Source organism: Knoellia locipacati, from assembly GCF_007992835.1.
GTDB lineage: Bacteria > Actinomycetota > Actinomycetes > Actinomycetales > Dermatophilaceae > Knoellia > Knoellia locipacati.
Genome location: NZ_BKBA01000002.1, coordinates 12,632 through 24,778 on the forward strand (window position 1 = coordinate 12,632; position 12,147 = coordinate 24,778).

The following is a 12,147-nucleotide window of genomic DNA, read 5'->3' on the forward strand; positions in this document are numbered from 1 at the left end:
ACCCGACCCACGACTGATTGCCCCACCGCGCGGGCCCCTCCCCAACTGATTGCCCCACCGCGCGCGCGGTGGGGCAATCAGTTGCGGGAGGGAGGTCCGGCCGGACCTCGGCCTGTGGCGGTGTGGCTGGCGTCAGGGGTTGAGGGAGACGTAGGTGGTCTCGAGGTACTCGGAGATGCCCTCGAACCCGCCCTCGCGCCCGAACCCGGAGTGCTTCACCCCACCGAAGGGGGCGGCCGCGTTGGACACGATGCCGGTGTTGATCCCGACCATGCCGAACTCGAGCGCCTCGCTCACCCGGAGCACCCGGGCGTGGTCGCGGGTGTAGGCGTAGGCGACGAGGCCGTACTCGGTGGCGTTGGCCTGGCGCACGGCGTCGGCGTCGTCGGAGAAGGTCGTGATGGGGGCGACCGGTCCGAAGATCTCCTCGCCGAGCACGCGCGCTCCCGCGGGCACGTCGACGAGCACGGTGGGCGCGTAGAAGTGCCCGCGGCCGGCGACCCGGTCGCCACCGGTGAGCAGCCGCGCGCCGCGGTCGACCGCGTCCTGCACGAGCTCGTGGACACCCTCTCGCGCCTTGTCGGTGATGAGCGGCCCGACCTGGACGCCGGCCTTGGTGCCCTTGCCGACGGTGAGCGCGCCCATGCGGCGAGCGAGCCGTTGGCCGAAGTCCTGCGCCACCGACTCGTGGACGAGGAACCGGTTGGCCGACGTGCAGGCCTCGCCGATGTTGCGCATCTTGGCGAGCATCGCTCCCTCGACGGCGGCGTCGAGGTCGGCGTCCTCGAAGACGAGGAAGGGGGCGTTGCCGCCGAGCTCCATCGAGACGCGCAGCAGCTGCTCGGCGGACTGCTCGACGAGGCGCTTGCCCACGGCCGTGGACCCGGTGAAGGTGAGCTTGCGCAGCCGGGGGTCACGGATGATCGGCTCGGAGACGACGGCGGTGTCCGAGGTCGTCACGACGTTGAGCACGCCCGCCGGCAGGCCTGCCTCCTCGAGCAGTGCGGCGAGGGCGAGCATCGACAGGGGTGTCTCGTGCGCGGGCTTGACCACCATCGTGCAGCCGGCGGCGACCGCCGGGCCGATCTTGCGGGTGCCCATGGCGAGCGGGAAGTTCCACGGCGTGATCATGAACGTCGGGCCGACCGGTCGTTGCATCGTGAGGAGACGCGAACCACCCGCAGGGTTCACGGCATACCGGCCGTGGATGCGCACGGCCTCCTCGCTGAACCACCGGAAGAACTCCGCCGCGTAGGCCACCTCGCCCCGTGACTCGGCGAGCGGCTTGCCCATCTCGAGGGTCATGAGCATCGCGAACTCGTCGGCGCGCGACGTGAGCAGCTCGAACGCTCGGCGCAGGATCTCACCGCGGTCACGTGGTGCGGTCGCGGCCCAGTCCGCCTGTGCCGCAACGGCTGCGTCGAGAGCGGCCGTGCCGTCGGCCACGGTGCCGTTGGCGACCTCGACGAGGACGCTCCCGGTGGCCGGGTCGTGCACGGGGAACGTGGTCTCGCTGAGCGAGCTCCGCCACTGCCCGCCGATGAACAGCTGGGTGGGGACCGAGGAGAGGACCGACTTCTGCGTCACTGCCGCCATGACCCGACTCTAGCCATCGCCCTGGTCAGGCACGTTCCTGGATGCCCCAGGGAGAGCCGTAGCCCTCCGGCTGGGGAGCCTTGAGCAGGTCGAGGAAGGGCACCGCGTCGAACGCCTCCGGCCCGAGCACCCCGGCGCCGGACCAGGTGCCGTCGGCGATGAGCTCGAGCGCCACCACCGGGTTGACGGCGGTCTGCCACACGACGCACTGGGCGCCGTAGTCGCGCATCGTCTCCTCGTTGTCCGACACGTGGTAGAGGTAGGTGCTCCGCGGCTGGCCGTCCTTGCCGAGCCCGGTGACCCACACCCCGGCACACGTCTTGCCCTTCATCCGGGGGCCGATCTTCGACGGGTCGGGCAGGACCGCTGCGACGACGTCTCGCGGTGACACCGCCACCCCCTTGACGTCGACCGGGTCGGTGCGGTCGAGGCCGAGGGTGTGCAGCGTCCGGAGGATGGTGATGAGCTCGTCACCCAGGCCGTACTTGAACGTCACGCGCCCGGCGTCGAGCCAGCGCGGCATGAGCAGCACCTCCTCGTGCTCGACGTGCACGCACTCCACCGGCCCGATGCCTTCGGGGAAGTCGAAGACCTCCGGCTCGCTGAAGGCCGGCAGCGTGAAGAAGCCGGCGTCGCGGTCGAAGGTGCCGTCGGCCGCGACCGCCCGCTCGCGCTCCCACACCACGGGTGGGTTGAGGCACTCCTCGATGATCGTCCACATCGAGAAGCCGGGAGCGAAGGTCTCGTTGCCGTCGTCGTCGTGGACCGCGAGGTTGGCGCCGTCCCGGGTCCCGATCTCGTCGATGCGCGAGAACAGGTGGTCGGCGGCATAGCGCGCGAAGACGTCCGACAGACCGGGCTCTACCCCGATCCCGAGCAGCGCCAGCTGTCCGGACGCCTCCCACTCCCCTGCCATCGCGAACTGCTCGTCACCGAGCTTGACGTGGGTGCGCGCATAGGGCTCGGTGGCGTGCCGCCGGGACAGGCTCATCGCCATGTCGAGGTAGCCCGCGCCGGCGGCCAGGGCCCCTCGGAAGATCGGCATGACGAAGCGTGGGTCCACGGCGTTGAAGACGTGGGTGGCGTCGTGCTCACGCGCCAACGCGGTCACGGCGGCCTCGTCCGACGCGTCGACCCGGGCCGCCACGAACCGCGACTCACCCTCGCGACGGGCGACGGCTGCCGCGACGGTCGCCTCGGCACGGGCGAGGTCGTAGTCGGCGACGACGAACAGCTCGAAGAAGTCCCGGGCGACGGCGATGCGCGCCGCTGCGTCGCCCACACCACCGGCACCGACCATGAGGATGCGCATACCGCTCCTACTTCCGACGGGCGTTGCCGATGGTCTGCCCGGCGACCACGAGGGCCACGGCAATGACGAACATCGAGAAGCCGATCACGTTGGCCTGAGCGGGGATTCCGCGCAGGTAGGACACATAGACGAACTTCGGGAACGTCGTCTCGTCCCCGGACACGAAGTTCGTGATGATGAAGTCGTCGAAGGAGAGCGAGAACGCGAGCATCGCCGCACCCACGATGCCGGGCAGCACGAGCGGGAAGGTGACCCGCCAGAACGTCCCCCCGGGACCGGCATACAGGTCCTGTCCCGCCTCCTCGAGGCGAGGGTCGAGGCTCTGCAGGCGCGCCTTGACCGTCACCACCACGAAGCTGATGCAGAACATGATGTGCGCGATGACGATGGTCCAGAACCCCAGTCGCAGCCCGAACCGCGAGAACCCCTGGACGAAGATCGTGAGCAGGCTTGCGCCGAGCACGATCTCGGGCGTGGCCATCGGGATGAAGATGAGCACGTTGCTCGTCGCCCGGCCCCGGAAGCGGTGCCGTACGAGGGCGAAGGCGAGCATGGTGCCGAGGACCGTCGCCACCACCGTCGCGATGGCCCCGATCTGGATCGAGGTGAGCAGGGCGTCGCACACGCCGGGCGCGCCGCACGGGTCCTTCCAGTGCTTGAGCGTCGGGCCCGCCGCCGAGTTCCACACGATGTTGGACTTGCGGTAGTCGTTGAAGGAGAACACGAACGTGTAGGCGACGGGGACGAAGAGGTAGAGCAGGACGAGGATCGCGGAGATCATCGCGAACCGCGTGCGCACCCAGTCCTTGACGGTGCTCACAGCAGCTCCTCCGTCCCGAAGCGCCGGATGTAGAGGAAGACCATCGCGAGGATGATCGCCATGAGGGTGAACGAGAGGGCGGCCGCCGTCGGGAACCCGCCGAGCACCTTGAAGAACTGGCTCTCGATGACGTTGCCGACCATCTTGGTGCTGCGGTCGGACCCGAGCAGCTCGGCGTTGACGTAGTCCCCGGCGGCCGGGATGAAGGTGAGCAGCGTGCCGGCGATGACGCCCGGCATCGACATGGGCAGCGTGACCGTGCGGAAGGTCGTGAAGCCGTTGGCGTAGAGGTCTCCCCCCGCCTCGATGACCCGCGCGTCGGCCCGCTCCAGCGAGGCGTAGATCGGGAGCACCATGAACGGCAGGAAGTTGTAGGTCAGACCGGCGACGACGGCCATCCACGTCTCGGTGATCCGCCCCCCGGGCAGCAGGTGCAGGAAGGTGAGCGTGTCCGCCACCGGCCCGTTGTCGGCGAGGATCTGGCGCCACGCGATGGTCCGCAGGATGAACGAGGTGAAGAACGGCGCGATGACGCAGATCATCATGAAGTTGCGCCACCGACCGGCCCGGAACGCCATCGCGTAGGCCAGCGGGTAGGCGAGGACGAACGCGAACAGCGTGGCCAGGCCGGCATACAGCAGGGAACGCCCGAAGTGGCCGGCGAACTCGGTGAGCGCACTCGCGTAGGTGCCGAAGTTCACGTCGCGGTAGTAGTAGCCGGGATAGCCCGGGAAGCCCGACTGCAGCGACACGGTGAAGAGCTGGGCGAGCGGCACGACGAAGAAGACGATGAGCCACAGCGCACCCGGGAGGAGAAGCAGGTATGCCGTGAGCGACCGTGTGCGTCCCGCGCTCGGCACCGGGTCGGGCAGGTCCGGCCCGGCCCCGGCGACGTGAGCGACCCCCGCGGTCACGGCGCGTCCACGCTCGCGGCGGGTCGCGCGGTGGGGTCCCCGGGAGCGTCCGCGTCGTCGGGAGCGTCCGTGTCGTCGGGAGCGTCCGCGTCGTCGGGAGCCGCCGCCGCGGTGCCCGAGGCGGCCGCGTCGTCGTCCGTGGCAACCCCGAAGGCGTGCCCGGAGCTCCACTCGAGCCAGACCTCGTCACCCGGGCGCAGGTGGTTGCGCTCGACGTCGAGGTTCTGCTCGTAGACCATCCACGTGCTGCCCGACGGGACCGTCACGAGGTACTGGGTGGCGACCCCGGTGAAGCTCACGTCGACCACGGTGGCCCGCACGTCGTTGCCGGCGTCCCGGGGGCGCTCGTCGGAGATCCGCACCTTCTCGGGGCGCACGCCGAAGGTGACCGCCCCACTGCTGACCGTGCTGCGGGCCTTCGGGATCCGCGCCGTCGTGCCGGCGACCTCGACGACGAGGTCGTCACCGTCGGTGTCGACGACGCGGCCGTTGCCGAGGTTGGACTGCCCGAGGAAGTTGGCCACGAACGTCGTCCGGGGCAGGTCGTAGAGGACCTCGGGGTGCCCCATCTGCTCGACCCGTCCGAGGTTCATCACCGCGACGGTGTCGGCCATCGTCATGGCCTCCTCCTGGTCGTGGGTGACGTGGATGAAGGTCAGACCCACCTCGGTCTGGATGCCCTTGAGCTCGACCTGCATCTGGCGCCGCAGCTTGAGGTCGAGGGCACCGAGCGGCTCGTCGAGCAGGAGCACCTCCGGACGGTTGACGAGGGCCCGCGCCACGGCGACGCGCTGCTGCTGGCCACCCGAGAGCTGACCGGGCTTGCGGCCGGCGAAGCGGGTCATCTCCACGAGCTCGAGCGCCTCGTCGGCGAGCCTGAGCGCGTCGGACTCGCCCCGGCGCTTGGGCCCGAAGGCGACGTTGTCGCGCACGGTGAGGTGGGGGAAGAGGGCATAGCTCTGGAACACCGTGTTGACGGGGCGCTCGTAGGGTCGTGACCCGGTGAGGTCGGTGTCACCGATGAGGATCCGCCCGCTCGTGGGCTGCTCGAGACCGGCGACCATGCGCAGGGTCGTCGTCTTGCCGCAGCCGGAGGGCCCGAGGAGCGCGAAGAACGAGCCGCGGGGCACGTCGAGGGTGAGGTCGTCGACGGCGGTGAAGTCGGTGAAGACCTTGGTGACGCCGTCGATGTGGAGGTCGCCCTGGGCCTCGCGGAAGCCCCTGGCGGCCTTGCCCTGTGCGCCGGAGAAGAGGCCCATCAGTTGCCCACCACCTTCGCCCAGGCGGCGCCGTAGTCGGCGTCCTCCTGGGGCTTGAGAGCCCTGAAGCCCAGGATGTTGTTGTCCTTGATGTAGGACTCGCTCGGGAAGATGAACGGGCTCTTGGCGAGCTCGGGGTCGATCTTCTCCATCTCGGCCTGGGCGCCCTGGACGGGACAGACGTAGTTGACGTACGCCGCGACCTGCGCCGCCACCTCAGGTTGGTAGTAGTAGTCCATGAGCGCCATCGCGTTGCGACGGTGGCGCGACGTGATCGGGATCATCATGTTGTCGCTCCACAGGGTGCCGCCGCTCTCGGGGATCTGGAACTGCCAGCTGTCGTTCTCGGTCTCGGCGCGCAGCACGAAGAGGTCGCCGCTCCAGACGATCCCGGCGATGGCGTTGCCCGACTTGAGGTCCTCGATGTAGGAGTTGCCCTTGACCCGCCGGATGTAGCCGTCGCTGATGCGCTTGTCGATCTCGGCGACGGCGGCCTCGAACTGCGCCTTGCCGAAGTCCCGCGAGATGTCGACGCCCTGGCTCATCATGATGAGCCCGAGGGTGTCGCGGAACTCGCTGAGCACGACGACCTTGCCCTTGAGGTCGTCGGCCCACAGGTCGTCGATGGACTTGAGGTCGCGCCCGACCTTGCTGCGGTCGTAGCCGATGCCACCGAAGCCGCTCTGCCAGGTGAGGCTGTGCTGCCGGCCGGGGTCGAACGAGACGTCCTTGAGCGAGTCGAGCAGGTTCGCGGCGTGCGGCATCCGGATGAGCTCGAGCGGCTGGCACAGCTGGTCGCGGATGACCCGGTTGGCCATCCAGTCGGTGAACACGAAGATGTCCTTGCCGATGTCCTGCTTGGCCCGCAGCTGGGGGGCGATCTTGTTGAAGTAGGTGTCGTTGTCGTCGATGTCCTCGGAGTACGTCGCCGTGATGCCGGTGGCGGCGATGAAGGCTTCCAGCGTCGGGTACTTCTTCGTGTCCTCGTCGTAGTCGAGGTATGCCGTCCAGTTGGCGAAGTCGACCGTCTTCTCTGTCGCCGACAGGTCCTCGGGCAGCGCGGGCGCGGTGGACCCGCCGGCAGCCGGTGGCGCGGGCGGGGCGCAGGCGCTGAGCGCGGTGGCTCCCGCCCCCAGCAGCGCGCCGCCGAGCAGACCGCGTCGCGACAGCGAGCCGCGCGCCGTGCGCCGCGCGGCGTCGACGAGGTGCCGGGTGGCGGGGTCGGCGGGTGGAGGCAGGGGCTTCATCGGCGTGTCCCTCAGGGTGGGTTGTCGGGTCGGGTTCAGGACTCGATGTTGGCCATGACGTGCTTGATGCGGGTGTAGTCCTCGAGGCCGTAGAGCGAGAGGTCCTTGCCGTAGCCGGAGCGCTTGAACCCCCCGTGGGGCATCTCGGCGGCGATCGGGATGTGGGTGTTGACCCAGACGCAGCCGAAGTCCAGCGCCTTGGTCATCCGCATGGCCCGGCCGAAGTCCTTGGTCCACACGCTCGACGCCAGCCCGTAGTCGACCCCGTTGGCCCACCGGATCGCCTCGGCCTCGTCGCTGAACTGCTGGACGGTGATGACCGGCCCGAAGATCTCGTCCTGGATCGCCTCGTCGTCCTGTCGGAGCCCGGACAGGACCGTCGGCTCGAGGAAGTAGCCGTCGCCGAGGTCGCTGCGGCGGTTGCCCCCGGCCGCGACGCTGGCATGTCCGGGGAGCCGGTCGATGAACCCCTGCACCCGCTCGAGCTGGCTGACGTTGTTGACCGGTCCGAGGAGGGCGTCCTCGTCGTCGGGCAGGCCGACCTTGGCCGAGGAGCGCGCGTACTCCGCGAGGGCGGCGACGAAGTCGTCGTGGATCCGCGGGGCGACGAGCACCCGGGTCGCGGCGGTGCAGTCCTGGCCGGCGTTGAAGTAGCCGGCGACTGCGATGCCCTCGACGGCCGCCTCGATGTCGGCGTCGTCGAACACGACCACCGGCGCCTTGCCCCCGAGCTCGAGGTGCACCCGCTTGACCTGGTGCGAGGCGCTGCCCGCCACCTGCGTGCCCGCGCGGACGGACCCGGTGATCGCGACGAGGGACGGCGTCGGGTGCTCGACGAGGGCCCGGCCCGTGTCGCGGTCGCCGGTGACGACGTTGAACGTGCCCGGCGGGAGGAACTCCGAGGCGATCTCGGCGAGGAGGAGCGTGGTCTCGGGTGTCGTGTCCGAGGGCTTGAGGACGATGGTGTTGCCCGCGGCCAGCGCCGGCGCGATCTTCCAGACCGCCATCATCAGCGGGTAGTTCCACGGCGTGACCTGCCCGACGACGCCGATGGGCTCGCGCCGGATCCAGCTGGTGTGACCCTTGAGGTACTCACCGGCCGACTTGCCCTCGAGGACACGGGCGGCACCGGCGAAGAAGCGGATCTGGTCGATGGCCGGGGGCAGCTCCTCGCTCGCGGTGAGCGCCCACGGCTTGCCGGTGTTCTCTGCCTCGAGCCGGACGAACTCGTCGGACCGTCGCTCGATGGCGTCGGCGAGCCTGAGCAGCGCCTGCTGCCGCTCGCTCGGAGTGGTCTGACCCCACTCCTCGAAGGCCTTGCTCGCGGCGGTGTAGGCCGCGTCGACGTCGGCCTCCCCCGAGACCGGGGCCGTGGCCACGACCTGGGCCGTGACGGGGCTGACGAGCTCGGACCGGGCATCGGTCTGCGCGTCGACGTGCTCGCCTCCGATGAAGTTGCGGAGGACGCGAGGACTGGTGGTCATGGCGGTCACAGACACTCCAATGCAGGACGTCGGCTGGGTGCCGATGCAGGTGCGTTCCTGCACTGTAGGCCCGCGACAGCAGATTTCAACCGCTTCTTCCGAAGATTTGTCATGGATCCGAAGGTTGTACGCCCAGAATCAACGGAATCCGTCGCCACCTGCTTGCATCTGTGGGGACGGAGCGGCACCATGGCCGCGTGGCCCCCACTGCGAGCACCCCGACCGACACGCGGCTCGATGACATCGCGAAGGCGATCATCGAGCAGCTGCAGGAGGACGGAAGACGCGCGTACTCGGCCATCGCCAAGAAGGTCGGCCTGTCCGAAGCCGCTGTGCGACAACGGGTTCAGCGACTCCTGGACCAGGAGGTCATGCAGATCGTCGCCGTCACCGACCCCCTCCAGGTCGGGTTCCGGCGGCAGGCGATGATCGGCATCCGGGTCGACGGCGACGTCTTCCCGGTGGCGGACGCCATCAGCGAGATGCCCGAGGTGTCCTACCTCGTGACCACCGCCGGGTCCTTCGACCTGCTCGCCGAGGTCGTCTGCGAGGACGACGAGCAGCTGCTCGAGATCGTCACCCGCCGGATCCGCGTCGTTCCCGGCGTCCGCACCACCGAGACGCTCGTCTATCTCAAACTCAACAAGCAGCACTACAACTGGGGTACGCGATGACCACGACCAGCTCCACGCCCAGCTCGACCCACGGCTCCGGGACCACGTCCCCGCCCGAGACCGCGAGGACGCCCGCCGGCACGGCATACGCCGATGCGGCACGCGACCACCTGTGGATGCACTTCACGCGGCACTCCCCGCTCTACGACTCGAGCCCGGTGCCCATCATCGTTCGCGGTGAGGGACACCGGATCTGGGACGACAAGGGCCGCGAGTACATCGACGGCCTCGCCGGCCTGTTCGTCGTCCAGGTCGGCCACGGGCGCGACGAGCTGGCCGAGGCCGCGGCCCGGCAGGCCAAGGAGCTCGCGTTCTTCCCGCTGTGGTCCTACGCGCACCCCAAGGCCATCGAGCTCGCCGAGAGGCTCGCGGCCGGCGCGCCCGGTGACCTCAACCGCGTCTTCTTCACCACGGGCGGTGGCGAGGCGGTCGAGACCGCCTGGAAGCTCGCCAAGCAGTACTTCAAGCTCACCGGCAAGCCGTCCAAGCACAAGGTCATCAGCAGGGCCATCGCCTACCACGGCACGCCCCAGGGAGCCCTGTCGATCACCGGGATCCCGGGCGCCAAGGAGATGTTCGAGCCTCTGGTGCCGGGCGCGTTCAAGGTCCCGAACACCAACCAGTACCGCGCTCCCGAGCACCTTCGCGACGACGACAAGGCGTTCGGTCGCTGGGCCGCCGACCGCATCGCCGAGGCCATCGAGTTCGAGGGCCCCGACACCGTGGCCGCCGTGTTCCTCGAGCCGGTGCAGAACTCCGGCGGCTGCTTCCCCCCGCCCCCCGGCTACTTCGAGCGGGTGCGCGAGATCTGCGACCAGTACGACGTGCTGCTCGTCTCCGACGAGGTCATCTGCTCGTTCGGCCGCATCGGCTCGATGTTCGCCTGCGACGACTTCACCTACGTGCCCGACATCATCACCTGCGCCAAGGGCATGACCTCGGGCTACTCCCCCATCGGCGCGATGATCGCCAGCGACCGCCTCTTCGAGCCGTTCAAGACCGGGACGACGACCTTCCCCCACGGCTACACCTTCGGTGGGCACCCCGTCTCCGCGGCGGTCGCGATGGCCAACCTCGACATCTTCGACCGGGAGGGTCTCAACGACCACGTGAGGGAGAACGCCCCTCGCTTCCGGGCCACACTGGACCGGCTGCTCGACCTGCCGATCGTGGGTGACGTGCGTGGCGCCGGCTACTTCTACGGCATCGAGCTGGTCAAGGACAAGGAGACCCGGGAGACGTTCGACGACGCCGAGTCCGAACGGCTGCTGCGCGGCTACCTCTCCAAGGCGCTCTTCGAGGCCGGGCTCTACTGCCGCGCCGACGACCGGGGGGACCCCGTGATCCAGCTCGCCCCGCCGCTCATCATCGGGCAGACCGAGTTCGACGACATCGAGAGCCGGTTGCGCTCGGTCCTCAAGGACGCCGAGAAGCACCTCTGACCAGCGCGTGACCATGGGCACAGACCCGTTGTGGTGGGACCCCGCGACGCCGAGATCGTATGCCGCACAGCAGGACCCGCTTCTCGCCCACGTGTCCGGCGTGCCCACGTCCGCCGACGTCGTCATCGTCGGCGCCGGCTTCACCGGGCTGTGGACGGCGCACTACCTGCTGAGCGCCGCGCCGAGCCTGGACGTCGTCGTGCTCGAGGCCGAGCACGTGGGGTTCGGTGCCAGTGGCCGCAACGGTGGCTGGGTGTCGGCGCTGTGGCCGGTCGGCCCCGAGACTCTGGCCCGACGCAGCGGGCGGACGGCGACGCTGGCGATGCTGGCCGCCCTGCGGGACACGGTCGACGAGGTCGGACGGGCTGCCGACTCGCTCGGGATCGACTGTGGCTTCCGCAAGGGTGGCGCGCTCGTCCTGGCCCGGACGGCAGCACAGGCCCGGCGCGCCCGGGCCGAGGTCATGCTGTCGCAGGAGTGGGGCACGGGCACGCGGTGGCTCGGTGCGGCAGAGACCCGTGAGCACCTGGCCGCGACGCAGCTCCACGGCGCCACGTTCAACCCCCACTGCGCCCGGGTGCACCCGCGCCGGCTCGTGGACGGTCTCGCGCGCGGCGTCACGCGGCAGGGCGCACGAATCCACCAGGGCGTGCGGGTGGCGCGGATCGAGCCCGGCCGGGTCACCACCACCCAGGGGCAGGTCGTCGAGGCACGACACGTCCTGCGGGGCACCGAGGCCTGGACCGCCGCACTCCCCACCGAGCGACGCACCGTCGCCCCGGTCTACTCCCTCGTCGTGGCCACAGAGCCGCTCAGCGCGCCGATGTGGGACGCCATCGGGCTGCGCGACGGCGAGGTGTTCAGCGAGCACCGCCACGTCATCACCTACGGGCAGCGCACCGTCGACGGCCGGCTGGTCTTCGGTGGCCGCGGGGCGCCCTACCACTTCGGGTCGCGCATCACCCCGGCCCAGGACCACGACGACCGGGTCTTCACCGGGCTCCGTCACGCGCTGCGCGACCTGCTGCCCCAGCTGGGTGACGTGGGTTTCACGCACGCATGGGGTGGCCCGCTCGGCATCGCCCGCGACTGGCACCCCAGCGTGGGGTACGACGCCGGGACGGGCCTGGGCTGGGCCGGTGGCTACGTCGGGGACGGTGTCGCCGCGACGAACCTCGCCGGCCGCACCCTGACCGACCTCGTCCTGGGTCGCCGCACCCCACTCACCGAGCTGCCCTGGGTCGGCCACCGCAGCCCACGGTGGGAGCCCGAGCCTCTGCGGTGGCTCGGCATCAACGCGGGGCTGCTCCTCGCGAACGCCGCGGACCGAGAGGAGTCGATCACCCGGCGACCGGCGGTCCTCGGGCGCGCGCTCTCGGCCCTCACCGGTCACTGACGC

At 70.0% G+C, this 12,147-nt stretch carries 10 protein-coding genes; 3 read left to right on the plus strand and 7 right to left on the minus strand.

What is annotated here, in order from left to right; translation table 11 throughout:
* Positions 1-132 precede the first annotated feature (132 nt).
* Genes KLO01_RS00460 through KLO01_RS00490 form a run of 7 tightly spaced genes read right to left on the minus strand, consistent with a single transcriptional unit; the run spans position 133 to position 8,632 of the window.
* Positions 133-1,596: an NAD-dependent succinate-semialdehyde dehydrogenase gene (locus KLO01_RS00460; protein WP_147061592.1), complete on the minus strand. Its 1,464-nt coding sequence runs from the start codon at positions 1,594-1,596 to the stop codon at positions 133-135.
* Positions 1,597-1,621: 25 nt separating this feature from the next.
* Positions 1,622-2,908 carry a saccharopine dehydrogenase family protein gene (locus KLO01_RS00465; protein WP_147061593.1) on the minus strand — a complete coding sequence of 429 codons (1,287 nt, stop codon included), beginning with the start codon at positions 2,906-2,908 and terminating at the stop codon, positions 1,622-1,624.
* 7 nt (positions 2,909-2,915) lie between these two features.
* The gene (locus tag KLO01_RS00470; RefSeq protein ID WP_147061594.1) at positions 2,916-3,728 is read right to left on the minus strand and encodes an ABC transporter permease; all 813 of its coding nucleotides are present in this window, start codon (positions 3,726-3,728) and stop codon (positions 2,916-2,918) included.
* Complete coding sequence (locus KLO01_RS00475; RefSeq protein WP_147061595.1) at positions 3,725-4,642, minus strand: ABC transporter permease; 918 nt, start codon at positions 4,640-4,642, stop codon at positions 3,725-3,727. The genes KLO01_RS00470 and KLO01_RS00475 overlap by 4 nt, the downstream gene beginning before the upstream one ends.
* On the minus strand, positions 4,639-5,901 hold the full coding sequence (locus tag KLO01_RS00480; protein ID WP_147061596.1) for an ABC transporter ATP-binding protein: 1,263 nt from the start codon (positions 5,899-5,901) through the stop codon (positions 4,639-4,641). Before KLO01_RS00480 ends, KLO01_RS00475 begins: the two co-directional genes overlap by 4 nt.
* Positions 5,901-7,148, minus strand: a complete 1,248-nt coding sequence (locus KLO01_RS00485) for an ABC transporter substrate-binding protein (RefSeq protein WP_147061597.1) — start codon at positions 7,146-7,148, stop codon at positions 5,901-5,903. The genes KLO01_RS00480 and KLO01_RS00485 overlap by 1 nt, the downstream gene beginning before the upstream one ends.
* A gap of 35 nt (positions 7,149-7,183) precedes the next feature.
* Entirely contained in the window at positions 7,184-8,632 is a 1,449-nt protein-coding gene (locus tag KLO01_RS00490; RefSeq protein ID WP_147061598.1) for a gamma-aminobutyraldehyde dehydrogenase, read from the minus strand.
* Positions 8,633-8,829: 197 nt separating this feature from the next.
* Here KLO01_RS00490 and KLO01_RS00495 point away from each other — a divergent pair, with 197 nt between their 5' ends.
* From KLO01_RS00495 to KLO01_RS00505, 3 genes are read left to right on the plus strand one after another with little or no spacing between them, the layout of a single operon-like run.
* The gene (locus tag KLO01_RS00495) at positions 8,830-9,306 is read left to right on the plus strand and encodes an Lrp/AsnC family transcriptional regulator (protein WP_147061599.1); all 477 of its coding nucleotides are present in this window, start codon (positions 8,830-8,832) and stop codon (positions 9,304-9,306) included.
* On the plus strand, positions 9,303-10,748 hold the full coding sequence (locus KLO01_RS00500) for an aspartate aminotransferase family protein (protein WP_147061600.1): 1,446 nt from the start codon (positions 9,303-9,305) through the stop codon (positions 10,746-10,748). The genes KLO01_RS00495 and KLO01_RS00500 overlap by 4 nt, the downstream gene beginning before the upstream one ends.
* Before the next feature lie 13 nt (positions 10,749-10,761).
* Positions 10,762-12,144, plus strand: coding sequence for an NAD(P)/FAD-dependent oxidoreductase (locus tag KLO01_RS00505; protein WP_147061783.1), 1,383 nt, complete (start codon positions 10,762-10,764; stop codon positions 12,142-12,144).
* Positions 12,145-12,147: the final 3 nt, after the last annotated feature.